We start from the raw sequence: 24,561 nt of genomic DNA, 5'->3' as shown, positions 1-24,561 counted from the left end.
TTGCGCAAACTCCGTAGGCCCGTACAAGCGCAGCGCCGTCGGGCAATTTAACAGGCGTGCTCCGTTGACAATCCCCTGAGTGAATCCCTGTAAATGCAGTTGTCGGCGCGATTTATAGCAAAATACCGGGGTAAGCTTTGCGGCAAAAAAAGGAATGGCAAACGCAGGAAAGAATAAATCCGCCCCCCGGGCGGATTTACATTTGCTGTTTATTTTATATCGACCTGATAGAAAATATGCTTACCAAAAGGATCAATTTCGTAGCCAGAAACCTCTTTGCGGACCGGTTCGAAAATCGTCGAATGGGCAATCATCACCGCCGGCATTTGGTTATGCATCATCTGCTGCGCCTGTTTATACAGCGCTTCGCGTTTTGGGCGATCGGTAATCGATTTTGCCTCGGCGATAATTTTATCAAATGGCTGATAGCACCATTTCGCCGAGTTAGAACCGCCGTTCGCCGACTGACAGGTAAATAACGGCCCGAAGAAGTTGTCCGGGTCGCCGGTCGCGGTGGTCCAGCCCATCAGCGCCGCCTGATGTTCGCCCTCTTTTACCCGCTTCAGATATTCACCCCACTCATAGGTGGTGATTTTGGTCTGCACGCCAATTTTGGCCCAGTCAGCCTGAATCATCTCGGCCATCCGTTTGGCGTTCGGGTTATAAGGACGCTGCACCGGCATCGCCCACAGATCGATGGTTAGCGGGCCGCTAATGCCCGCCTCCTGTAGCAGCGCTTTGGCCTTTTGCGGGTCGTAGTCATAATCTTTCAGCTCCGCGTCGGCGCTCCATACCCCCGGCGGCAGCAGGTTTTTCGCCTGCGTGCCGGTACCGTGGAATACCGCCTCAATAATCGCCGGTTTATTAATCGCCATCGCCAGAGCCTGACGCACTTTGACATTATCCAGCGGCGGTTTTTGCGTATTGAAGGCAAGGAACCCGGTATTCAGCCCCGCCTTGCTCAGCAGCGTAATGTTTTTATTTTCCTTCATCCTCGGTAAATCGGCCGGATTAGGGAATGGCATCACCTGGCATTCATTCTTTTCCAGTTTGGCATAGCGCACCGAAGCGTCCGGAGTAATGCTAAAAACCAGACGATCGATTTTTGCTTTCCCCTGCCAGTAGTCCGGGAAGGCGGTATAAAGAATGCGCGAATCTTTCTGATATTGCGCCAGCTTATAGGGGCCGGTGCCAAGCGGGTCGGAATCGACGCGCTGCGGGGTCCCGGCTTTGAGCATCGCCTCCGCATATTCCGCCGATAAAATGGAGGCGAAATACCACGCCAGGTCCGCGACAAACGGCGCTTCGGCGCGGGCCAACGTAAAGCGCACCGTATATTCATCAGGCTTATCAATCGCGGTAATTAACTGGCCAAACTCCAGACTTTCAAAGTTAGAGTAGCTGCCGCCAGAGACGTTGTGATAAGGATGCTGCGGATCTTTTTGCCGCATAAAGGAGAAAATCACATCATCGGCATTAAAATCGCGGGTGGGGGTGAAATATTTATTACTTTGAAACTTCACGCCTTTGCGTAGATGGAAGGTATAGACCTTGCCGTCGTCGCTCACCTCCCAGCTTTCGGCGAGGCTCGGCTGCAGTTCGGTGGTGCCCACCTTAAAATCAACCAGCCGGTTATAAACGGGTACCGCGCTGGCGTCCACGCTGGTACCCGAGGTATAGAGTTGAGGATTGAAATTCTCCGGCGATCCTTCGGAGCAGTAAACCAGCGTTTTTGCGCTCACGGCGGAACCAAACGTGAGCGCCGTTATTGTCAGAGCAAGCGTGGTGAGTTTGCGTTGCATAACGTTTTCCTTTTTTAATTTGTCAGCTAATGAATAGCTTGTTGTTTTCCTGTCCATACATAACACTAAAGCCAGATTGCAAACACCTGAAAGAATAAATAAAGAAGGAATCACTATGCCATCTCCACTCGCCAGTCAATTGACCCAGCGCTTCTTCCGCTATCTCGCCATCAGCAGCCAGAGCGACCCGCGCGCCACCACGCTGCCAACCACGCCGGGGCAACACGAGATGGCCCGCGAGCTTGCCGACGAGCTACGCCGCCTCGGGCTGGACGATATTGTGATTGATGACCACGCCACCGTCACCGCGGTAAAAAGAGGTAACGTTCCAGGTGCGCCGCGGATTGGCTTTATCACCCACATCGACACCGTGGACGTCGGGCTGTCCCCGGATATTCATCCGCAAATTTTGCGTTTTACCGGCGATGATCTGTGTCTGAATCGTGAACAGCAGATCTGGCTGCGGGTCGCCGAGCATCCCGAGATTCTCGCCTACCCGGACGAAGAAATTATCTTCAGCGATGGCACCAGCGTGCTCGGCGCCGACAACAAATCGGCGGTCACGGTGGTAATGACGGTGCTGGAAAACCTGACGCCGGAACAGCGCCACGGCGATATCGTAGTGGCCTTTGTCCCGGATGAAGAGGTGGGCCTGCGGGGGGCAAAAGCGCTGGATCTCAGCCGTTTTGCCGTCGATTTCGCCTGGACTATCGACTGCTGCGAACTCGGCGAGATCGTGTATGAGAACTTTAATGCCGCGGCGGCGGAGATTCGCTTCACCGGCGTGACCGCTCATCCAATGTCCGCCAAAGGCGTACTGGTCAATCCGCTGCTGATGGCCGCGGATTACATCAGCCATTTCGATCGCCTGCAGACGCCGGAACACACCGCAGGGCGCGAAGGTTACGTCTGGTTCAATGGCATTCAGGGCGATCAAAACAGTACCCTGCTGCAGGCCAGCATTCGTGATTTCGACAGCGAGAGTTTTTTACGCCGCAAACGGCAGATTGGCGAGGTGGCTGAAAAAATTGCCGCGCAATACCCGACGGCCAGCGTCGAATTTTCGATTAACGACACCTACAGCAACATCAGCAATGCCATTGGCGAGGATCACCGGGCCATTGACCTGATGTTCGAAGCCATGGAAAGCATTGGCGTGACGCCGAAGCCTACGCCGATGCGCGGCGGCACCGATGGCGCGGCGCTCTCGGCAAAAGGCCTGCTGACGCCCAACTTCTTCACCGGCGCGCATAACTTCCACTCGAAATTTGAGTTTTTGCCGCTGCGCGCCTTTGAAGCGTCGTACCACACCGCGTTGCAACTCTGTCTGCTGGCGGCCCGCTAAGCCGGTTTTTGCGCCAGCATGGTGGCGAAGCGCAGTTTGATACGGTTGCCGTTGGCATCGGTGCGATGCAGTTCGCCCACCTCTTCGTTGTACCTGAGGAACGACCAGCCGGCGTAGTAGCGCCGCAGTTCCTCAGGTTTAAAGGCAAACGGGAACCCTACGGTGCAGGGATAATCGTCGGTGTCCATCGCCGCCACGATCAGGTTGTAGCCGCCCGGTCTGGTGCAACGCTGCATATTGGCGATGAGTCCCGGAATGGTTTTCGCTTCAAGGAACATCAGCACCACGGTGGAGAGAATAAAGTCATATTCACCGGCGAAGCTTAAGCTATTCAGATCCTTGACCGCCGCCTGGAGATTGGTCAGATCTTCCTGCGCGCGAATGTTCTCCAGATTCTTGATGCTCATCGGGTTTTTATCCCACGCCGTCACCTCAAAGCCGTTCGCCGCCAGATAGAGGCTATTGCGCCCGTTGCCACACCCCAGATCCAGCGCCGTTCCCGGCGGCACCTGGGTCGCGGCATAGAGCACTTCCGAGTGGGTACGGGTCAGTCCGTATTTATCAGTAAAATAGTTTTCGTCACGGATAGTCATGATGAGTCCTTAGTGTTGAATAATGTGGCCCGGTCGACGCGGATCAGTAATTTCCCCCGCATCAGCAGCAGAAACGTGCGTAGCACCAGCAGGCCAATAATCAGGTTGGTAAAGATAAACAACGGGATTGATAAGTAATGGAAAAAGCCGTTCGGCTGGCTGTGTCCAAGATGCAGCCCGATGCTGGCCAGTGCGGAAATACCAAATGAAAAGCTCCAGAAGGAGGCATTGAACGGCTGCCGGAGATACCACGGCATCAGACGGAGCATAAACAGCAGTTGCAGGAGGCCGTAGCCAAACAGCAGTTTGGCGAAAGTATCCGCCTCTGCGCCGTTAACGCTGAGCCAGGCGCTACAGGCCACCAGCGCCGGCGCCAGCTGGATACCCAGCGAGGTCCGCATCACGGCGGGCAGCTCGCCATGGCTGCGCAGTCGTTGCAGAATCACCGGCTCCAGGCTCAACCACGAGAAGATCCCGGCGCCGAGAAATACCAGCCCGGCGTCGTTAAAGCCGAGCGCCCCGCAGGCCATCGCGCTGATGAAGTTGTTTGCCACCGTCGGTAAATAGAGTCCCGGCGTGGTGGCATCGCCCGGGTGTGTGCCGCGCCATAATCCGGCACTCTGCCAGGCGGAATAGCTCAGTTGCAGCACCACGCCAATGCCGAACAGCAGCAGCGAGAGCGGGCGAAACCACGGCACGAAGCCGATAGCCACCAGCATCGTGGTGGCGGGAAACAGGCTGACAAAACTGCTGGCCACCGGGTGGCGCATCTCCCGCAGCACACTCCCCGGAAAGCGAATCACCCGGGAGATAAACGCTATCGTCAGCAGCGCCCAAATCATCGTCGCCAGCGCCACCAGACCATCGCCGATAGCCCGACTCACCGGCCAGAGGGTACTGGCATAGCGCCATGCGAAGCCCATGCCGATGGTGCCCAGCACCATACCAAAATAGCCCGCAGGTAAATTCAGGACCTGCCGTTCGAGCGGGTTTTTATTCATTTTATTTATTTTTTCAATTTATCTTTAAGTTGCATTTTAAAAGAACCTTATACAACACGCTACGGAGATTTTTGCTATGTTTGTGTTAACCAAAAGTAAAATGAAACCTTGATAAGAGAAGTCCTGATGAACAAATATCGTCTGAGCGACAAGGTTCGCCCGTTTCACTATGAAGAAGACGGGATTAAACATAGCGTAAATCTGCGGCAAATTGTGGCCCTGCGTGATTTCGCCGATGTGCAAGCCGGTAGTGAAGGCGGCTGGCTGGACGAGGAAGCGGCGCTGAGTCAGGCGGGCAACTGCTGGATCTACGACCCCAACAGCGCGGTGTTTGCCGGGGCGCGGATTGAAGGTAACGCGCGTCTGACGGGAACCTGCGTCGTCAGCCACTCCGCTATTATCCGCGACGATGTATGGATCGACAGCGGCACCATCAGCCATCACGCCCTTATCTGTGACAACGTCACGCTTCAGGACTCCTGCGTTCGCGGCTTCTGCCGTCTCGCTGACCGGGCGCGCATTCTCCCCCACTGCCTGATTATCGCCGCCCAGGGGCTGACCGCTGACCGCGACAAGTTTCTGCAAATCTACCAGCGGGCGACGGTCAGCGCTTCGCGCATCGTTCATCAGGCGCAGATTTACGGTGATGCCTTCGTGGACCACGCCTTTGTGGAGCACCGGGCGGAAATCTTTGACTATGCGCGGCTGGAAGGCAACGAAGAGAATGATGTCTGGGTCTGCGATAACGCCAGAGTCTACGACCATGCGCGCCTTATCGCCGGACGCGCGGAGGATGCGATACCGACGCTACGCTACAGCGCGCAGGTGGCAGAGAATGCTGTGGTCGAGGGCAACTGCGTGCTCAAACATCGGGTGCTGATCGGCGGCCACGCGCGGCTGTGCGGCGGCCCTGTTCTGCTGGATGACGACGTACTGGTGCAGGGGAATGCCCACATCAGCGGCGATGTGGTGATCGAACATCAGATTGAAATTACCGACGACGCGCGGATTGAAGCGCTTAACGGCGAGGCGATTCATCTGCGCGGCCGCAAAGTGATCAACGGCACGCAGCATATTACCCGCACGCCGCTGCTGGGGTCGCTGTAGCCCTTACTGGCTAAAGCGCCGCGCGCCGGGAAGCCAAATCATCAGGCCGTGGGGCTATCGATAATCCGTCCGTAGATATTCTGATCGTCATACGCGCCGTTCAGATACTCGGCCTGCTGCAGACAACCTTCAAGAGTAAAGCCATTGCGCAGCGCCACCTGATTGCTCTTGTGGTTAGCCACCCGGCATTTGATAACAAAACGCCGGACTTCACCGCGGCGGGCGTAGTAATGCATAAACGCCTGCAGCGCCTGGGAAAGCAGCCCTTGCCCCTGGTGATGCTCATCAATCCAGTAGCCGATGTAGCCGGTTTTATTCAGCGGTTCAATCTGGTTGAACGACAGCACGCCCACCATCTCATCGCGCCAAAACAGGAAAAACATTTTGGCGTAGCCGCGCTGGTGCAGCATGACGTTCCCCTGTACATGGCGACGGGTTTCACCTTCGCTGTCGACCGCGGCGGGCCAGCTAAGCGAGTGCTGTAGCCAGAGTTTATTCTTTTCCACCAGCTGGTGTAAGTCGGTCACATAGCGCTCGTCCACCGCGCGTAGCGTCAGCTGGTCGGTCACCGGGATGATTTCAGGAACGGGGATATTTTCTGCGGACATGGCTATCTCTCACTGCGGGTAAACCCGTCCACGGCATGCGGACGGGCAACCGCGACGGTTACTTCATGACCCGGTCATCAACGTAGTTACGTTTATCCGGAGCCGGCGGGAAATACTGGTACAGCCAGGTCTCACTGATGGCATTGCCCTGGCAGCGCAGGAACATGCGCATCTCCACCGGGTCGGTGGAATCGTTGGTCGGGTACCAGTCAAACTGGATACGATAGCCGTCGAATGGTTCAACGTACAGAATCTCTATTTGCTTCGCTTCGCCGTTAGACAGGGTAATCACCGGTTCGATGCCTTTTGGCGCAGCGGCCTTCAGGTCCCCGCCGACGAAATCAATGGCAAAACGGCGCGCCCATTTGTCCGGGTAGTGTTCGCCCGGCGCCCAGCCTTCCGGGAAACCGCCCATCCCGGTGCGGGTGGCCATCACCCGGGCCAGCGGCGAACGCACCGGTGGCTGCGCGCTCCAGTACAGGCGATAGCTAAAGTCCAGCTCATCGCCGGCCTTGATCGCTTTTTCCGGCTGCCAGAAGCAGACGATGTTATCCAGCGTCTCACCGGTGGTGGGGATTTCCATCAGGCTGACAGCCCCTTTACCCCACTGGTTACGCGGCTCGACCCACAGGCTCGGACGCTTGTTGTACCAGCCCATAATGTCCTGGTAATGGCTGAAATCGCGATCGAGCTGCAGCAGACCAAAGCCGCGCGGGTTCTTGTCCTGGAAGGCGTTGAACTGCAGTTTTTGCGGGTTGTTCAGCGGACGGCACACCCACTCGCCGTTGCCGAGCCACATGGCGAGACGGTCGGAGTCGTGAATTTGCGGGTGGATGGTATCGCACATCCGGCGCTCGTTGTTGCCGCAGCTGAACATACTGGTCATCGGCGCAATACCCAGCTGTTTAATATCTTTGCGGGCGTAGATGTGGTTTTCCACATCCATAATCACCTGCGTCTCCTGGCAGTTGATGACAAATTTATAGGCGCCGGTGACGCTCGGGCTGTCGAGCAGCGCATAGACGGTAAAGACCGTCGCGCCCGGCTTAACCGTCTCGAACCAGAACGAGGTAAAGTCCGGGAACTCTTCCGGGGTATCGGTAAAGGTGTCGACCGCCAGACCACGAGCGGAGAGCCCGTACTGGTAGGTGCTGTCCACCGCGCGGAAGTAGCTGGCGCCGAGGAAGGCGACGATATCGCGGCGCGCCAGCTCCGGCGCTTTAAACACGCGGAATCCGGCAAAACCGAGGTCGGTTTGCCCGACCAGCTGTCTGGTGTCTACGCCGGCGTTGTTGTAGTTAAACAGCTCCGGGCGGAAGTGAATTTCCCGCGCCTGCTGGGTTTGCGAATCCAGCGAGAACATGCGCACGCGGCGGCGAAAACCCATACCGACGTGGAAAAACTGGATGTCCAGCTTACGGTCGTCGATATTATTCCACAGCGAATGTCCCGCATCGTACTGAATGCTGTTGTAGGCCTGTGGGGTCAGATTGGCCAGCGTTGACGGCAGGTCGCGCGGGGCGCCGCCCCACGGCTGACGCGAGAGATCGTGGGCCATCGATTGCAAAACGGTAAAGTCAAAACGGCGCGTCATCCCATCAGCAATGCCCGATTCCTCGGCAAGCGCGGCGTTAGAAAAAAGTGAAGCGACCCCTGACGTTCCGCATACGGCGGCAACAGCCATGGAAGATTTGAGAAAACGTCTGCGATTCATGCCTGAGAAAGCATCCTTCTGTTATGCCAATGGGTACGCAACGCGACAAACTGATGCGCCGTGAATTTCGCCCACTCTAGACAAAAACGGTTGATAATCCAATTGTTGGCGACAGAAAAAGCGTTAAAAAAATTCTCTCCATCGGAGCAGACTGAATTGTCTTTTACCGAGCCGTCTGACCGAAGGCCAGCGCTCGCAGTCTCAATATAGCCGCGTCGTCCCCATCACCCAGGGCGAGAACGGCGTGGTCATGTCGTCCCGGCGGTGGGCCATTTGCCGCAGTCAATATGGCCTCAGAGATAAACGGCATCGCGGACAGAGTTGATATTAATCAGCTCAGATAGCGGTTCTCTTTTTTATAGTGAAATAAATAATCACAACAGCTGTTATTTTATTTCTTTATGTGATACCTGACACCATGAATATAACAAAAGCAAATCTGAAAGATCTCCCCACCCTCCTCGACATTCAGAAAGAGGCCTACCTGGCTGAAGCGGATATCTATTCTGACTACGCGATCCCACCGTTAACTGAAACCCTTATTGATTTTACCCAGGCGCTGTCCAGTAGCGTGGTGCTCAAGGCAGAGCTGGAGGGGGTTGCGGTGGCGTCGGTGCGCGCCAGGCTGAAAGGTGAAATCTGCGAAATCGGGCGTCTCAGCGTCAGTCCACACTATCAAAAAAGAGGCATCGGTCGTTCACTGCTGCTGGCTTGTGAAGCCCTTTTCCCCTCATCACGTTATTGTGAGCTGTTTACCGGCTCGCGAAGTGAGGCCAATATACGGTTGTATGAAAGTTTAGGTTACCGTCGTATCAGAACCGACGTACTGTCCCGCAAAGTCACATTGATTTATTTGAGAAAAGTTTTACCGGGAACATATTAATAATAGCGGCTCGCCCGAATGCGCAAACGTTCAGATGTACTGGCGCAAACGAGGCGCTTCGCGGGCGAATCGAAGGCTTAACCTGACAACAAATCTGAGAGGACAGACAACTTCGCGGAAAACCCCGTCAATTAAGGACATCCTTAATTGCTTTTTAGCTGACGACAACAGAGGGGAAATCATATTCCCCTCTGTCAGCGACTTCAGTCCGGTAAAAGAGCCTGCTGGCTGCTCTGCGGTCGGTGGCCAAGCGCAAAAAGCGATTATTTGATGCTCACATCAATCCCCGAGAAGTATTTGGCCGCCAGACGAGTGATGGTGCCGTCAGCGCGAACCTTGTCGATTGCCGCGTCGAGCTGTTTTTTGGTCGCCTCGTCGCCTTTGCGCAGGCCGTAGCCGATCCCGCTGCCGAGAATCGTATCGTCAGCCACCGGTTTGCCGATAAAGCCAAAGCCTTTACCCTGCGGCTTGCCGAGGAAACCGGCCTGCCCGGCGGCAGACATCACCAGCGAAGCATCGATCCGGCCGTTGAGCAGATCCGCCCACGCCATATTTTGATCTTTGTAGGACACCACCGTCACGCCGTGCTTCTCCCAGTGCTCTTTGGCAAAGGTTTCCTGAATCGACCCTTGCAGCACACCGATGGTTTTGCCTTTCAACCCTTCCGGGGTAGCCGTCATGCCGCTATCGGCTTTACCGACCAGCTGCGAGGGAATGCGATAAATCGGCTGCGTAAAATCGATGCTTTTGCGCCGCTGTTCAGTGATATTCATCGCCGAGTTAATGGCGTCGAACTTCTTCGCCACCAGCCCCGGGATCAGCGCATCAAACGACGTCTCCACCCAACTGCATTTCAGCTCGGCCGCCTGGCAAATGGCGTTGCCGAGGTCGATATCAAAACCTTCCAGCTCCCCAGCCGTGTTGCGGCTTTCAAACGGTGGATACTCCGCTTCCACGCCGTAGCGCAGTTCGTCGGCGGCAAACGCAGAAAAGGCAGACATCATCCCCAAAGCGAGGGTAAGAGCGGTAATTTTCATCTTCATCATGGGGCTCCTTAACGCGGCTTAACGTGACACAGTGCCTGCGCACCGGCCCGCAACGTGGCTTCATCTTTAGCAAAAGAGAGGCGAATCAGTTTGTTATCAGTACCATCCGTATAAAACGCCGACAGCGGGATCGTCGCCACGCCGTAGTCGGTTATCAACCGCTTCACCATCTCGCTGTCGCTTTCATCGCTGAAATGGCTGTAGTCGGCCAGCATGAAGAAAGAGCCCGCGCTCGGCAACAGGCGGAATGGTGAATCAGCCAGCAGCTGGCGGAGTAGATCCCGCTTCTGCTGGTAGAACGAGGCCAGCGAAAGCCAGGACTGGGGATCGGTCATATGCCCGGCAAAGGCGTATTGCATCGGCGTGTCGGCGGAGAACATCAGGAACTGGTGAACCTTGCAGATCTCATCCATCAGCACCGCCGGCGCAACACAGTAACCCACGCGCCAACCGGTCACGTGGTAGGTCTTGCCGAACGATGAGATGATGACGCTGCGCTCAGCCAGCTGAGGATGGGTCGCCATCCCGTGGTGGTGTTCACCGTCAAAAACCACGTGCTCATACACTTCGTCCGACAAAATCACGATATCGGTATTGCGCGTCAGCGCCGCCAGCTGATCTAAATCAGCGCGGGAAAAGACCTGGCCGCTGGGGTTATGCGGCGTATTGACGATAATCATCCGCGTGCGCGGGGTGATGGCGGCGCGAACGTGATCCCAGTTGACGCTAAAGTCAGGCACCGTCAGCTTGATGGCCACCGGTGTCGCCCCCTGCAAACGGACAATCGGCGCATAGCTATCGAAAGAGGGTTCGAAGTAAATAACCTCATCGCCCGGATGCACCAGCCCGCCGATAGCCGAGTAGATCCCCTGGCTGGCGCTGGCGGTAATCAGGACTTCGCGGTCTACGTCATAGCGCGTGCCGTACAGGGTGGCAATCTTCCCGGCAATTCGCTCCTTCAGCTCTGGCAGGCCGGTCATCGGCGCATACTGGTTATGCCCCTCTTCCATCGCCCGCGTGACTCCGGCAACCAGCCGGGCATCGCAGGCAAAATTCGGCGCGCCCTGAGAAAGGTTAATGGCATGATGCTGAGCGGAAAGTTGACCGATCACAGTAAAAATGGTCGTGCCGACATCCGGCAGTTTGGAGCGCGTAGTCAGCGGGGAACGGAGACTCATAGTTAATCCTTTCTCATTTTATTTGCATAACCATTCAATCCAATGCGCTCCCCGGCGACAACCGAATTGTTGTCATAGTAGCCATGCATTTTTCTCATGCCTTGAGAAAAGAGACGGCCAGCCCGGCCATTGATATTCCCTGGACGGGCAATACAGGGCGCGTCCAGGAACGGCGCGTTCAGCTCCGGCACCCGCAGACCGTTCGGGCCATTCTCAACGCAGGGAGCCAGGATGGTCGGCAGGCCGACATAGTTAGCCAGATCCCCAGCGCCAGCACGTTGTCCTTGAATTTTTGCGAGTCGATAAAAGCCGGGTCCCATTCGCGGAACAAAGCAGGCATACTGTCCATGATCAAAATGCATAGCTGGAGATGAGATGTCGCGAAGCGCCCTGCCTTTTCATGCCGTGGAAACCTTTCTGGTCACCGCCAGGCACCTTAACTTAACCCATGCCGCGCGCGAGCTCTGCCTGACTCAGGGCGCCGTCAGCCGCCAGATAGCGGCGCTGGAGGCGTGGTTTGGTTTCCCGCTTTTTGCCCGCCACGCGCGCGGGCTGCATCTTTCGCCGCAGGGCAGCGCGCTCTATCCCGAGCTGCAATCTGCCTTCGGCCATCTGCTCGCGGTAGCGGAGAAGGCTCGTCAACAGCAGACCGTGGTGCGCCTGAAGGCGCCGACCTGCGCCATTCGCTGGCTGGTTCCCCGGTTGGTCAGCATCGAGCGGCGTCACCCGGAACTGCAAATCGCCCTGACCACCACCACGGAACACGGCGTCAATTTCAGGACCGAACCCTATGACGCCGCCATCGTCTTTGGGACTCACCACAGCGTCGGCGATCTGCTGTTTGAAGAGGCGCTGACGCCGGTCAGCAGCGCGGCCCTGACCGGCGACAACAGGCTGAACGACGTCACTTTTTTGCACCCGACCCGCGATAAGACCGACTGGTCGCTATGGCTGGCGGCATTCTTCCCGGACGCCCCGCCGCCAATGCGTAAAAACCAGCACTTCGATACCATGGATCTGGCGATTACCGCTGCCATGCAGGGGCTGGGCGTCGCCATGGCTGACGCCACTCTGGTGGCTGAAGATGTGCGCGCTGGCCGTCTGGTGCGACCTTTCACCTTCAGCGTAAAAACCGGCGCCAGCTACCGGCTGGTGGTCCGCAGTTCGCAGAGCAAAGCCGACGGTCTGGCGCGGTTTCGGGAGGAGCTGGTTAATCCAGCGTAACGTGGTGGCGCATCACCCGGCGAAACAGCGCCAGCCGGGCGCGCATAAAGCGGTTTTCCAGCTTAAACCCGGCCCGTTTATGGAGCCCGATGCGCAGCAAACGATCGCGCCCGCGCAGGCTGGCGGGCCAGCGTACCACCCCCGGCAGTTCGCTGCAGCGATGCCCGGCAAGGCGGGCGAAGTTCGCCCAGTAATCGGCGACCTGAGCAGCAAACGCGCGGTCTTCCTCGCTGGCGTAGGTGCGCACCGGCTCGGCCAGGGTGAGCGTGTCAAACGCATAAGGCACTTCGTCGCCGTGCCACGCCCCGTGCGGGCAGCTTTCCTCAGCGCCGCGAGGAACATAGTCAAACCAGTAGCGCCAGCACGGCTGACCGACCCGCTGCTGGGCCTGCATCACCACGTAGCCCAGCGTGGTGAAGGCCATATCGCGGCACACTTCGCGCCCCAGATTCTCATCCCCCTTCACGCCGGGATAGAGCAGTTTGATCAGCCCAAGGCCAAAGCGCCGCTCGCGGCGCAGTTTTTGGATCTGCCCGGCGATATCGACGCCAAACACCGCCATCACGCTGGCCTCGTCGCTGTTAGAGCCAACCATCACCGGCATCGGATGCTGTCGACCGGCAAAAAAGACCTCCAGCATCGACTGCGGTAGCACCGCATCGCCGACGATTGGCGCTGGCCCGGTATTCAGCGGCGCGGTCAGCGACCAGAACGCCTGCGCCGGAATCGCCCGCAGCTGCGCGGCGCTGGCCTGCGGCAACGAGAAGTGTTCCGCCAGCAAACGCCCTTTCTCCAGCGCTTTTTCTCGCGGCAGATCCGGCAGCGTATAGCCGCTCTGAATGATGGCTTTGTGGAACAGGCCGCGGGATTTCGGCGATACCATCAGCGAGAGCACGCTGCGCGCCCCGGCCGACTCGCCAAACAGGGTGACGTTGGTGGCGTCGCCGCCAAAAGCGTGAATGTTATCCTGCACCCATTGCAGCGCGGCGATTTGATCAAGGAGGGCAAAATTATATACCCGCTCGCCATCTTCCCCTTCCAGCGCCGGATGGGCGAAGAACCCGAGATGACCCAGCCGATAGTTGACGGTCACCACCACCACGTCGCGGGCCGCCAGCGCTTTGCCATCATAAGGCGGCAGGCTACCGGCGCCGATGGTAAACCCGCCGCCATGCAGCCAGACCATGACCGGTAGCGGCTGAGTACGCCCGGCAGGCGCCCAGACGTTGAGGTAGAGACAATCTTCCGAAAAGCGACCGGGATCGCCGCCGCCCAGCTCACGGCAGTACTCAATATCCTGCCAACTGGCGGCGGAGAAGGTATCGGCCTGGCGCACGCCCTGCCAGCGCGCGGGCGGTTGCGGCGCGCGCCAGCGAAGATCGCCGACCGGCGGCGCGGCGAAGGGAATGCCGCGCCAGAGATGAATGCCCTGTTCAGTGATACCGGATAACGTCCCCTGCCGGGTTTTGACCAGTGGGGTGGACGGGTTCTGCATGACCTGCTTCCTTTTACTGACGGTCTTACTGACTGTCGTCAATGATTCATGTCAGCAGAGTACCGGTTTCAGAGCAGACCGCAACGGCGTTTACTGCGCTCCTCCGCCTGTTGATAGAGGGCAAACTCATCGAGTACCGGGCAACCCAACGCCGTTTCAAAGGCGTCGCGGCTGGCATTGCCGTGGCTGCGGGCCTGAGTTTCATTGCCGAGATTCGACTGGAAAATTCCTGCCGCGCTCACCGGTAAAAAATCTTCATAAATAATCGGTTGCGCCACCACCCAGCCGCGTTCGATCAACGGCTGCGGATCGTCGCCGGGGCCAAAGGCATGGCGATGGGCTTCCCCGGCGGGAGTCAGACGATAGCGGAACCACGCCAGCCCCTGCTGACGCAGCAGAAACTCACTGTCCGGGAACTGGCTGAATACCTCCTGCAGATGGCGCTGATGGTTGAGGTTGTCTTTGCCAACGCCAGCCTCGCTCAGCAAGCGATCGTACAGCGCCCGGCCTTTCGCCGTCAGCGCAATCCCGCGTTGCTCTATTTCGCCAAAACGCGCGCTGTGGGTTCCCTGATGCTCTCCGGCAAACATCACCGGCTCTTCAAGGGCCTTAAAACTGGTCTGGCGCAGCAGAATCGGCACCTCACGACGCGGCGGCCCTTCAATCAAGGCCTTCGGCACAATTCCGCACCCCGGCATCAGCGCCTGCACCCGGTCGATATCCAGCGTGCGCGGCGTCAGATGGTTGATATGGCAGCCGGGGAAGCAGACCACATCGGCAATCAGCCGGTGCTCATTATGCAGCGCATGATAGGTGTCGGCGTCCACCGTTGCGTGGCTGTGCCAGCGGAACGTCTCCAGCGCTTCACGGACAAATTCCCGGGCCTGGGCCGGGGAAAAGTGGCCCTGCTCTTCGTGCACCGCAATCAGTTCGCGACAGCGAGGGGTAAAAATATCGCGCCGGGCGAGGATCGCCGCCGCGCGCTGGCGCAGCTCAACGTTGGCAATCAGCTCCAGGCGCAGCAGCGAGGTAAAAATACGAAACGGATTACGCGCCAGCGCCGCATCATCAACCGGACGAAACGCGGTGGAGTGCACCGGCACGCCGGCCTGCGACAGGTCGTAATAACTGACGGGGAACATCCCCATAATGGCAAACATACGCCGCAGCGTCGCCAGTTCCTCCGCCGTGCCAACGCGGATCGCTCCGTGGCGCTCAACGTTAAGCCGCGACAGCTCATCGGCATTCGCCAGTTGCTCATGCAGTTCATGATTATGTTCCAGCACCGCCAGATTTACGTCGGCCACCAGCTCCAGTAACGTCCCGTATTGTGGAACTTCCTGCTGGTACATTGCCGACATTGCCTGCGAAAAATTTTCCCGAATCTCATCTGCCGTGATGGTGTTCGCCATGATGCCTTACCTCCAGTGAATACTTCCTGGAGTGTAGAAAAGGCCGCTGGCGACGGCGGGAAGAATTTACAAATTGTGATGAGGATAACCTGCCTCTGTCATCCGCGCGGCGCTGAGCATAACCGTGGGTTATGTAGAACGACTATTAATTTCACTTTAAATTAACAAAGCATTTACACACACTGTTTCTGGCGATATGACAATAACAAGCCCTCTACCGATTAAAACGGAGCCGCTACCCTATGAATGATAAATGGTCACCGCGCGAGGTCGTGCATCGCGACTATAGCAGTCACCCGCCCGCCTATACCCCGGGCTACAAAACCAGCGTCCTGCGCTCGCCGCGCAATGCGCTGATCTCACTGCAGAATTCCCTGTCTGAAATTACCGGCCCGGTCTTCAGCCACGACGATCTCGGGCCGCTGGATAATGACCTGATCCTTAATTACGCCAAAGAAGGTCTGCCTATTGGCGAGCGTATTATTGTCCACGGCTACGTGCGCGACGGCTTCGGCCGCCCGATGAAAAACACGCTGGTCGAAGTGTGGCAGGCCAACGCCGGCGGCCGCTATCGACATAAAAAGGATCAGTATCTGGCGCCCATCGACCCCAATTTTGGCGGCTGCGGTCGGGTGCTGACGGATGAAAACGGCTATTACTGCTTCCGCACCATTAAGCCGGGGCCCTATCCGTGGCGTAATCAGGTCAGCGACTGGCGCCCGGCGCATATTCACTTTTCCCTCTCCGGGGATGCGTGGGCGCAGCGCCTGATTACGCAAATGTATTTCGAGGGCGATCCGTTAATTAAACAGTGTCCGATCGTCAAAACCATCAATAACGACGAGGCGGTTCGCACGCTGATTGCCGAACTCGATACCCATGCCGCCGTGCCGCTGGATTGTCTCGCCTACCGCTTTGATCTTGTGCTGCGCGGTCATCGCGCGACGCTGTTTGAAAACCGCACTCAGGGGGCCGCCCGATGAAAGAGTATTTAGCCGAAACCGCCTCGCAGACCGCCGGTCCCTATGTACATATCGGCCTCGCCCCCGACGCCGCCGGCTTTCATATTTTTGAAAAGAATTTCGGCCCGCAGCTCACCACGCCGGATACCGAAGGCGAGCGCATTACTATCGAAGGCCGGGTGATCGATGGCTCCGGGACGCCGGTGCGCGATGTGCTGCTCGAACTCTGGCAGGCCAATGCCGCCGGGCGCTATCACCACCCCGACGATCGCCAGCAGGACAAAAAGCGTGATCCGGCCTTTCGCGGCTGGGGCCGCAGCTGCTCGGACTTTACCTCCGGCATCTGGCGTTTTGAGACCATCAAGCCGGGCGCCGTTGTTGGTCGCGATGGCCGGATGATGGCGCCGCACATCAATTTATGGGTGGTGGCGCGAGGCATCAATATTGGTCTCAACACGCGGATGTACTTCTCCGACGAGCAGGAGGCGAACCAGGCCGATCCGGTGCTGAATCTGATCGAGTGGGAGGTGCGTCGCCAGACGTTAATTGCCCAACGCGAGGTGCGCGGCAGTGAAATCGTCTACCGTTTTGATATTCACCTGCAGGGTGAAAACGAAACCGTCTTCTTCGATATTTGAATGACTTTCCGTCCGATTTTGCCCCGACCAGGTTCGGGGCGTCTGTTTTTTCAGCAAAATAAAAAATTTGTAATACAAGAGGGTGAAATGTTAATAATATTTTGCTATCAGGTTATCAAATTCCAATAACTTCGCTTGTCACCCACAGCGCTCTGTTTTTAACATCACTTATGGAAAAAAATGGTCTTTTTAGTCAGCGCATTCGCTTGCGCCATCTACATACTTTCGTGGCCGTCGCTCAACAGGGAACGCTGGGGCGTGCGGCTGAAACACTCAATCTGAGCCAACCTGCGTTATCAAAAACGCTCAATGAACTGGAGCAGTTGACCGGTACGCGACTGTTCGAGCGCGGGCGACTAGGCGCCCAGTTGACGCTGGTCGGTGAACAGTTTCTCACCCATGCGGTTAAGGTCCTCGATGCGCTGAATACCGCAGGCCAGGCGCTTAACCGCAAAGAGGGGCTGAATAACGATGTGGTGCGTATCGGCGCACTCCCGACCGCCGCGTTAGGTATTCTGCCCACCGTCATCGGCCAGTTTCATAAGCAGCAAAAAGATATCACCCTGCAGGTCGCGACCATGAACAACACCATGCTGCTGGCGGGCTTAAAATCGGGAGAGATCGACATTGGGATCGGGCGCATGTCTGACCCGGAGCTGATGAGCGGCCTCAACTACGAACTGCTGTTTCTCGAATCCCTGAAGCTGGTGGTGCGCCCCGGTCATCCGCTATTGCAGGAAACCGTGACCCTCAGTCGGGTGATGGAGTGGCCGGTCGTCGTCTCCCCCAAAGGCACGATTCCGCGGCAGAATGCGGAAACGCTGCTGCAAAGTCAGGGGTGCAAAATTCCCGCCGGCTGTATCGAAACCCTCTCCGCGTCGCTCTCGCGTCAGCTGACCGTGGATTATGACTACATCTGGTTCGTCCCTTCCGGCGCGGTCAAAGACGACCTGCGCCGCGGGCTGCTGACCGCCCTGCCGGTGCCCACGCAGGGCGCGGGGGAACCGATCGGTATTTTGACGCGCGTCGATGCCGCCTTCTCATCCGGTGCACAAACCTTACTCAGCGCCATTCGCAAATCCATGCCGACATGATCAGCGCCGGATATGGCACCTGACGCCCTGTCCGGCCCTTCTCCGCCCAGTTTTCTCGCCAGCCATCAGGCTTTTGACCGTCGTTGCCAGGCAGAAAGATCAGCGTGCTAATCAATTAATGCGGTATTGTTTATTAACAATTGCGCAAACTTCATTAACAGATTTATCATTACTTCGATTTCACCAAATGGTTCATTCGAAATCAATAGCACCTGTGAATGCCGCTAACATGAAAGCGCATTCCACTTCACTCAAAAGCACCCCTGTATTTTTTGATTCATTTGGTTCGCATCTGAGAACGGATGGTTAAGGAGACAAAATGGCAACTGGCAACGTGCCGCGAGGATTCCCCCGGATCCTGCAGTGGCTTCTCGCCGGGCTGATGCTCATCATCGGCCTTGCTATCGGTATTCCTGGGATCAAGCTCGCCACGCTGGGCGGCACCCTCTATTTCGCAATCATGGGTCTGGTGATGGTTATCGCCGCCGTGCTTATCTTCCGCAATCGTCGCGTCGGCATTGCGCTGTATGCCATCGCCTTCATCGCCTCCATCGTCTGGGCGATCGGCGATGCCGGCTGGAGCTACTGGCCGCTGTTCTCGCGCCTGTTCACCTTCGGCGCGCTGGCGCTGCTCTCGGCGCTCGTCTGGCCCTATCTTTCGGCCCAGCCGGCGAAGAAAGGCCCGGCGTTTGGCCTGGCTGCGGTGCTGGCCGTAGTACTGGCCGCCAGCTTTGGCTGGATGTTCAAATCACAGCCGCTGGTCAGCGCTACGCAAGCCGTACCGGTCAAACCGGTTGCTCCGGGCGAACAGCAGAAGAACTGGGAGCACTGGGGTAACACTACCCACGGCGACCGCTTTGCCGCCCTTGATCAGATTAACAAACAGAACGTTAACCAGCTGCAGGTTGCCTGGGTCGCCCATACCGGCGATATCCCGCAAAGCAACGGTTCCGGCGCGGAAGACCAGAACACCCCGCTGCAAATCGGCGACACGCTGTATGTCTGTACGCCGTACAGCAAAGTGCTGGCGCTGGATGTCGATAGCGGAAAAGAAAAGTGGCGCTATGATGCAAAAGCCACCGCGCCAAACTGGCAGCGCTGCCGCGGTCTCGGCTATTACGAAGACAGCCACGCCCAGGCCGCCGCCACGGGTGACGTTCAGCCGGCCGCCTGCGCCCGCCGTCTGTTCCTGCCGACCACCGATGCCCGTCTTATCGCGATTGACGCCGATACCGGCAAGACCTGTGAGGCTTTCGGCGATCGCGGTATCGTCGATCTGAGCGTCGGGATGGGTGAAATCAAACCGGGTTACTATCAGCAAACCTCCACCCCGCTGGTTGCCGGTAACGTCGTCGTTGTCGGCGGCCGCGTGGCGGATAATTTCTCCACCGGCGAGCCTCCTGGTGTGGTCCGCGCCTACGATGTCCATACCGGTAAACTGGCCTGGGCGTGGGATCCGGGTAACCCGGCCCTGACCGGCCTGCCGCCGGAGGGGCAGACCTATACCCGCGGGACGCCAAACGTCTGGTCGGCAATGTCCTATGACGCGAAGCTAAACCTGATCTATCTGCCAACCGGCAACGCCACTCCGGACTTCTTCGGCGGTGAACGAACCGCGCTGGATGACAAATACAGCTCCTCGATCGTCGCCGTCGACGCCACGACCGGCCAGGTGCGCTGGCACTACCAGACCACCCACCACGATCTGTGGGACTTCGACCTGCCGTCACAACCGCTGCTGTACGACCTCCCCGACGGGAAAGGCGGCACCACGCCGGTGCTGGTGCAGACCAGCAAGCAGGGAATGATCTTTATGCTCAACCGCACGACCGGGGAACCGGTGGCGAAAGTGGAAGAACGCCCGGTGCCCGCCGGGACGGTTAAAGGCGAACGTTACTCTCCGACACAGCCCTACTCCGTGGGCATGCCGATGATTGGCAATGACACCCTGAAAGAGTCGGATATGTGGGGCGCCACGCCGGTGGACCTGCTGATCTGCCGAATCGCCTTTAAAGCCATGCGTCATCAGGGCGTCTTCACGCCGCCGGGCGAAGACCGTTCGCTGCAGTATCCGGGCTCGCTGGGCGGCATGAACTGGGGCAGCGTCTCGGTGGATCCGAACAACAGCCTGATGTTCGTCAACGATATGCGCCTGGGCCTGGCGAACTATATGGTTCCGCGTGAAAAAGTCGCCAAAAATGCCAGCGGCATTGAGATGGGGATTGTGCCGATGGAAGGGACGCCGTTCGGCGCAATGCGTGAGCGCTTCCTGTCGCCGCTGGGTATTCCATGCCAGAAACCGCCGTTCGGTACCATGTCCGCCGTGGATCTGAAGAGCGGTAAACTGGTGTGGCAGGTGCCGGTAGGCACCGTTGAAGATACCGGTCCGCTGGGTATTCGCATGCATATGCCGATCCCCATCGGGATGCCGACGCTGGGCGCATCGCTGTCGACCCAGTCCGGTCTGCTGTTCTTCGCCGGGACTCAGGACTTCTACCTGCGCGCATTTGATACCGCCAACGGTAAGGAGATCTGGAAATCTCGTCTGCCGGTCGGCAGTCAGTCCGGCCCGATGACCTACGTTTCGCCAAAAACCGGCAAACAGTACATTATCATCAACGCTGGCGGCGCTCGTCAGTCTCCGGATCGCGGCGATTACATCATCGCCTACGCGTTACCAGAACAGAAGTAAACACCAGGGCCCCGCACGGGGCCCTGATTACTGACAACCGGCGAACGTCGGCGATTTGCCCGGCGGCGCTACGCTTGCACGGGCCTACCAGGAACAGTACCTGCGTGGGCCTACCGGGAACAACGCTTGCACGGGTATACCGACCGGTGTTTGCACGGGCCTGCAGGAAACGACGCTTTTGTAGGTCGGGTCAGGCGCCAGCCGCCACCCGACGAAACCAGCACAATCGCTAAACCCTTTGCTCACCACGCTCAGGGCCCCGCACGGGGCCCTGATTACTGGCAACCGGCGAGCATCGGCGATTTGCCCGGCGGCGCTACTCTTGAACGGGCCTACCAGGAACAGTACCTGCGCGGGCCTACCGGGAACAAAGCTTGCACGGGTCTAGCGGAACGGTGTTTGCACGGGCCTGCAGGAAACGACGCTTTTGTAGGTCGGGTCAGGCGCCAGCCGCCACCCGACACGGGGCATCGCGAACTGCGGCGGGGGTGAAATGGATATACAAATCTGCGGCGGGGTAACCTCTGTTTAGCAATAACCCGGGTATGCCCGGGTTATTTTCACGCCTGAAAATCAATGCTCGCCAAAATGAATGACGGTACGAATCGATTTCCCTTCGTGCATCAAATCAAAGGCCTCGTTAATCTGCTCCAGCGGCAGGCGGTGGGTGATAAACGGATCGAGGTCGATTTTACCGGCCATCGCGTCTTCAACCATCCCCGGCAGCTGTGTACGCCCTTTCACCCCACCGAACGCCGAACCGCGCCATACGCGCCCGGTCACCAGCTGGAACGGACGGGTTTTGATCTCCTGGCCCGCACCGGCTACGCCGATAATCACGCTCTCACCCCAGCCTTTATGACAACACTCAAGCGCCGCACGCATCACGTTGACGTTGCCGATACATTCGAAGCTGAAGTCCACGCCGCCATCGGTGAGCTCAACGATCACATCCTGAACCGGCTTATCATAATCATTCGGGTTAATAAAATCGGTCGCGCCCATCTCTTTGGCGAGGGTAAATTTTTCCGGGTTGGTATCAACCGCCAGAATACGCCCGGCTTTCGCCTGTACTGCGCCCTGAATGACCGCCAGACCAATCCCGCCGAGGCCAAACACCGCCACGGTATCGCCCTCTTTGACCTTCGCGGTGTTGTGAACGGCACCGATACCGGTGGTCACGCCGCAGCCCAGCAGACAGACTTTATCCAGCGGCGCCTGCGGGTTCACCTTCGCCAGTGAAATTTCGGCTACTACGGTGTATTCGCTAAACGTGCTGGTGCCCATGTAGTGGTAAATCGGCTCGCCGTTATAGGAAAAACGGGTGGTGCCGTCCGGCATCAGGCCTTTCCCCTGGGTGGCGCGTACCGCCTGGCAGAGGTTAGTTTTACCGGATTTACAGAATTTGCACTCGCGGCACTCTGCGGTATACAGCGGGATAACGTGATCGCCAGGCTGCAGGCTGGTGACGCCTTCGCCAACCTCGACCACGATACCGCCGCCTTCGTGACCCAGCACGGCCGGGAATACGCCTTCCGGATCGTCACCGGACAGCGTAAACGCATCGGTATGACAGACGCCGGTATGGGTAATTTTGACCAGCACTTCGCCTTTTTTCGGCGGAGCAACGTCAATTTCAACAATCTTCAGCGGCTGGCCTGGGCCAAACGCGACAGCTGCACGTGATTTCATAACCGTCTCTTCCTTCGTGGTGATTTATTTTAAATAGGATCGTAGCAGATGGCCGACTTCCGCCATTCTGGCCGCGCGCTGATCCGGGGTCGTTTCGCCGCTGACCAGCTCATCCTGGAGATGAATTTCGACCATTTCGCCCATCAGGCCGTTGGTCGCTCCGCGGATAGAGGCAATCTGCTGCAAAATCGACATGCAGGATTCGCCGGACTCCAGCGCCCTTTCCAGGGCCTCAACCTGCCCGCGAATGCGACGTACGCGACTGAGCGCGCGTTTTTTGTCTTCAGGTGAATGTGGCACGATGACGCCCTCAATATTGTATAGGGGGGTATACTATATTTTATTAAGCAAAGTGGCAAACTGAAACACCACGTTAAACCGTAGCACAGCGGCGAGCCGTTGCTATCAGTGGAGCTGAAGCGCCATCTCCACGCAGCGTAAATCCGCCTTCGCCAGCGTTGACGGCAGCAGCTTTTCGCGCACGGCGACAAAACCGTGGCGCAGATAAAAACCGGCCGCATTCGGCGTCGCTTCCAGCGTCAGACGACGGAAATTCCGCCGCCGTGCGTCGGTGGTAATGTGAGTCATCGCAGGCTTTGCTTCCCATCTCTGTCACAAGTCGTGAACCGGGTTTAATCCCTTCACGCCCTGAAACAGCTTCATGCTGCAGTACCTTTTTTCAAGTGTTAACCTGTTGAAGTAGAGGAACAAAGAGATTACTAGCTATGTTCTAGTTTACTAGTGGCATACTTTTCTGTGAATGTCGGTGCGATTGGTAGAAGCAGATAACTTACTCTTCCAAGGAGCAAAAAAACCACACATTGGTTATTTACTCACCTCCTCTCAATAGATACAATATTTGTAAGGATTTACAATACCATAAGGAAAAGGAGTATGGCCTTACACGGAAAATTGATATTGAACGGGGCAGATTATGCACCTTTCAATCTGTATGGTGTGGGTGTTTTTATGGCTTTCTCTGGTAAAGGAGTATATCGGAATAAAGGAGCATGTGGAGCTATTCCGAGTGACGGACCACTACCACCGGGAAAATACTGGATAGTAGAGCGAGGAGCAGGTGGGCTAGGCTCATGGGTTAAAGCTAAGGCACAAGATCTATACAACAAATTTTACTATGGTGCTGAGTTTGGTCGGGATGAGTGGTTTGCCCTATACAAAGATGATTGGGGCATTGATGACGGAACTTGGATCAATGGTGTTCATCGTGGATTGTTTAGACTTCATCCAGGTCGAGTTTCTGAGGGTTGTATAACAATTGCACATAATTCAGACTATGCACTCATCAGAAATGCACTTCTAAGATCGGCTCCAATACAAGTTCCATGTATGCGGTCACTTATGGCTCGTGGCTGGGTGGAGGTAGTTGCTGGTGACTATAACAACACTTGCCCGTAGAATTGCGAAAGTTATATTTTATATCCTTTTGTCTCTTGTTATAGCTCGCACCTTAGGTGCTCCTGAAAATTGGATTAGTGACAAGTTCTATTCATGGCTTGGTCATCTTATTTATGGCTCAGGAGAAATAGGTGCTGACAATTACTATGATCTTTATTTCTATGTGTCCGTAATAACAGTTTTTTCTATAACAACTTTAATCTATTTAGTTACAATGAAGTTAATTAACAAAATAAGGAACAAATAACATGCCAATCCCTCCTGACCTGCCCCCAGTGTTAGATACAACTATCAGTTAGTAATGTCGGTTTGTTTACCTTCACATTTTTCATTTCGCCACCGTGCTGCAAACTCTGATGGCGTCTGATAATTCAGTGCTGAATGTGGACGACACTCGTTATAATCCTGCCGCCAGTCATTAATAACTTTCCTGGTGTGAACGATATCGCTGAACCAGTGCTCATTCAGACATTCATCGCGAAATCGTCCGTTAAAGCTCTCAATAAATCCGTTCTGCGTTGGCTTGCCCGGCTGGATTAAGCGCAACTCAACACCATGCTCAAAGGCCCATTGATCCAGTGCGCGGCAGGTGAACTCCGGCCCCTGGTCAGTTCTTATCGTCGCCGGATAGCCTCGAAACAGTGCAATGCTGTCCAGAA

General features: G+C 56.9%; 23 protein-coding genes. 9 read left to right on the top strand and 14 right to left on the bottom strand.

Going from position 1 to position 24,561, the window contains the following annotated elements:
* Positions 1-209 precede the first annotated feature (209 nt).
* Entirely contained in the window at positions 210-1,802 is a 1,593-nt protein-coding gene (locus tag CWM52_RS24330; RefSeq protein ID WP_165785433.1) for an ABC transporter substrate-binding protein, read from the bottom strand.
* A gap of 115 nt (positions 1,803-1,917) precedes the next feature.
* Between CWM52_RS24330 and pepT the strand changes: the two genes are divergently transcribed.
* Positions 1,918-3,147, top strand: a complete 1,230-nt coding sequence (pepT, locus tag CWM52_RS24325; protein WP_100686411.1) for a peptidase T — start codon at positions 1,918-1,920, stop codon at positions 3,145-3,147.
* Here the strand turns inward: pepT and tehB are convergent.
* A complete protein-coding gene (gene tehB / locus CWM52_RS24320; protein WP_100686410.1) occupies positions 3,144-3,740 on the bottom strand; it encodes a tellurite resistance methyltransferase TehB in 597 nt (198 codons plus the stop codon). The genes pepT and tehB overlap by 4 nt on opposite strands.
* Positions 3,737-4,741, bottom strand: coding sequence for a dicarboxylate transporter/tellurite-resistance protein TehA (gene tehA, locus CWM52_RS24315; RefSeq protein ID WP_100686409.1), 1,005 nt, complete (start codon positions 4,739-4,741; stop codon positions 3,737-3,739). The genes tehB and tehA overlap by 4 nt, the downstream gene beginning before the upstream one ends.
* A gap of 126 nt (positions 4,742-4,867) precedes the next feature.
* Here tehA and ydcK point away from each other — a divergent pair, with 126 nt between their 5' ends.
* Positions 4,868-5,848, top strand: a complete 981-nt coding sequence (gene ydcK / locus CWM52_RS24310) for a YdcK family protein (protein ID WP_100686408.1) — start codon at positions 4,868-4,870, stop codon at positions 5,846-5,848.
* A 41-nt stretch (positions 5,849-5,889) separates the two neighbouring features.
* On the opposite strand, the gene rimL is transcribed toward ydcK, so the two are convergent.
* Both rimL and CWM52_RS24300 read right to left on the bottom strand, forming a co-directional pair.
* Positions 5,890-6,456 (bottom strand): 50S ribosomal protein L7/L12-serine acetyltransferase, encoded by a 567-nt coding sequence (gene rimL, locus CWM52_RS24305; RefSeq protein WP_100686407.1) that lies wholly within the window; start codon positions 6,454-6,456, stop codon positions 5,890-5,892.
* A gap of 58 nt (positions 6,457-6,514) precedes the next feature.
* Positions 6,515-8,170, bottom strand: a complete 1,656-nt coding sequence (locus CWM52_RS24300; protein WP_100686406.1) for a glucan biosynthesis protein D — start codon at positions 8,168-8,170, stop codon at positions 6,515-6,517.
* Between the two features lie 418 nt (positions 8,171-8,588).
* On the opposite strand from CWM52_RS24300, the gene CWM52_RS24295 reads away from it, so the two are divergent.
* Positions 8,589-9,053 carry a GNAT family N-acetyltransferase gene (locus tag CWM52_RS24295; protein WP_100686405.1) on the top strand — a complete coding sequence of 155 codons (465 nt, stop codon included), beginning with the start codon at positions 8,589-8,591 and terminating at the stop codon, positions 9,051-9,053.
* Between the two features lie 263 nt (positions 9,054-9,316).
* Here the strand turns inward: CWM52_RS24295 and CWM52_RS24290 are convergent, their stop codons facing one another.
* Genes CWM52_RS24290 through CWM52_RS27220 form a run of 3 tightly spaced genes read right to left on the bottom strand, consistent with a single transcriptional unit; the run spans position 9,317 to position 11,639 of the window.
* Positions 9,317-10,090, bottom strand: coding sequence for a transporter substrate-binding domain-containing protein (locus tag CWM52_RS24290; protein ID WP_100686413.1), 774 nt, complete (start codon positions 10,088-10,090; stop codon positions 9,317-9,319).
* Positions 10,091-10,107: 17 nt separating this feature from the next.
* A complete protein-coding gene (locus tag CWM52_RS24285) occupies positions 10,108-11,277 on the bottom strand; it encodes a pyridoxal phosphate-dependent aminotransferase (protein ID WP_100686404.1) in 1,170 nt (389 codons plus the stop codon).
* 2 nt (positions 11,278-11,279) lie between these two features.
* Positions 11,280-11,639, bottom strand: a complete 360-nt coding sequence (locus CWM52_RS27220) for a hypothetical protein (protein ID WP_416308823.1) — start codon at positions 11,637-11,639, stop codon at positions 11,280-11,282.
* Between the two features lie 13 nt (positions 11,640-11,652).
* Here CWM52_RS27220 and CWM52_RS24275 point away from each other — a divergent pair, with 13 nt between their 5' ends.
* Positions 11,653-12,501, top strand: coding sequence for a LysR family transcriptional regulator (locus tag CWM52_RS24275; protein ID WP_100686403.1), 849 nt, complete (start codon positions 11,653-11,655; stop codon positions 12,499-12,501).
* On the opposite strand, the gene CWM52_RS24270 is transcribed toward CWM52_RS24275, so the two are convergent.
* Both CWM52_RS24270 and CWM52_RS24265 read right to left on the bottom strand, forming a co-directional pair.
* Complete coding sequence (locus CWM52_RS24270) at positions 12,488-13,996, bottom strand: carboxylesterase/lipase family protein (protein ID WP_100686402.1); 1,509 nt, start codon at positions 13,994-13,996, stop codon at positions 12,488-12,490. The genes CWM52_RS24275 and CWM52_RS24270 overlap by 14 nt on opposite strands.
* A gap of 68 nt (positions 13,997-14,064) precedes the next feature.
* The gene (locus tag CWM52_RS24265; RefSeq protein ID WP_100686401.1) at positions 14,065-15,408 is read right to left on the bottom strand and encodes a VOC family protein; all 1,344 of its coding nucleotides are present in this window, start codon (positions 15,406-15,408) and stop codon (positions 14,065-14,067) included.
* Between the two features lie 242 nt (positions 15,409-15,650).
* Here CWM52_RS24265 and pcaH point away from each other — a divergent pair, with 242 nt between their 5' ends.
* The 4 genes from pcaH (at position 15,651) to CWM52_RS24245 (ending at position 20,794) form a co-directional block, all read left to right on the top strand.
* On the top strand, positions 15,651-16,391 hold the full coding sequence (gene pcaH / locus CWM52_RS24260) for a protocatechuate 3,4-dioxygenase subunit beta (RefSeq protein WP_100686400.1): 741 nt from the start codon (positions 15,651-15,653) through the stop codon (positions 16,389-16,391).
* A complete protein-coding gene (gene pcaG / locus CWM52_RS24255) occupies positions 16,388-17,008 on the top strand; it encodes a protocatechuate 3,4-dioxygenase subunit alpha (protein WP_100686399.1) in 621 nt (206 codons plus the stop codon). Before pcaH ends, pcaG begins: the two co-directional genes overlap by 4 nt.
* A 170-nt stretch (positions 17,009-17,178) precedes the next feature.
* Positions 17,179-18,102: a LysR substrate-binding domain-containing protein gene (locus CWM52_RS24250; RefSeq protein ID WP_100686398.1), complete on the top strand. Its 924-nt coding sequence runs from the start codon at positions 17,179-17,181 to the stop codon at positions 18,100-18,102.
* A 319-nt stretch (positions 18,103-18,421) separates the two neighbouring features.
* The gene (locus CWM52_RS24245; protein WP_100686397.1) at positions 18,422-20,794 is read left to right on the top strand and encodes a membrane-bound PQQ-dependent dehydrogenase, glucose/quinate/shikimate family; all 2,373 of its coding nucleotides are present in this window, start codon (positions 18,422-18,424) and stop codon (positions 20,792-20,794) included.
* Positions 20,795-21,367: 573 nt separating this feature from the next.
* On the opposite strand, the gene CWM52_RS24240 is transcribed toward CWM52_RS24245, so the two are convergent.
* The 3 genes from CWM52_RS24240 to CWM52_RS24230 all read right to left on the bottom strand — a co-directional run bounded on the left by CWM52_RS24240 (position 21,368) and on the right by CWM52_RS24230 (position 23,074).
* Positions 21,368-22,486 carry an S-(hydroxymethyl)glutathione dehydrogenase/class III alcohol dehydrogenase gene (locus tag CWM52_RS24240; protein WP_100686396.1) on the bottom strand — a complete coding sequence of 373 codons (1,119 nt, stop codon included), beginning with the start codon at positions 22,484-22,486 and terminating at the stop codon, positions 21,368-21,370.
* A gap of 24 nt (positions 22,487-22,510) precedes the next feature.
* Complete coding sequence (locus tag CWM52_RS24235; protein WP_004861424.1) at positions 22,511-22,786, bottom strand: metal/formaldehyde-sensitive transcriptional repressor; 276 nt, start codon at positions 22,784-22,786, stop codon at positions 22,511-22,513.
* 105 nt (positions 22,787-22,891) lie between these two features.
* Complete coding sequence (locus CWM52_RS24230; protein ID WP_416308822.1) at positions 22,892-23,074, bottom strand: hypothetical protein; 183 nt, start codon at positions 23,072-23,074, stop codon at positions 22,892-22,894.
* A 306-nt stretch (positions 23,075-23,380) separates the two neighbouring features.
* Between CWM52_RS24230 and CWM52_RS24225 the strand changes: the two genes are divergently transcribed.
* Positions 23,381-23,902: a DUF2778 domain-containing protein gene (locus tag CWM52_RS24225; protein ID WP_100686395.1), complete on the top strand. Its 522-nt coding sequence runs from the start codon at positions 23,381-23,383 to the stop codon at positions 23,900-23,902.
* 291 nt (positions 23,903-24,193) lie between these two features.
* Here the strand turns inward: CWM52_RS24225 and CWM52_RS24215 are convergent.
* On the bottom strand, positions 24,194-24,561 hold a 368-nt coding region (locus CWM52_RS24215; RefSeq protein ID WP_133121767.1), incomplete at its 5' end, for an integrase core domain-containing protein.

This window comes from Raoultella sp. T31, assembly GCF_002806725.1.
Taxonomy (GTDB): domain Bacteria; phylum Pseudomonadota; class Gammaproteobacteria; order Enterobacterales; family Enterobacteriaceae; genus Klebsiella; species Klebsiella electrica.
The sequence above is the reverse complement of the archived record's forward strand: the minus strand, read 5'-3'. Positions and strand labels throughout refer to the sequence as shown.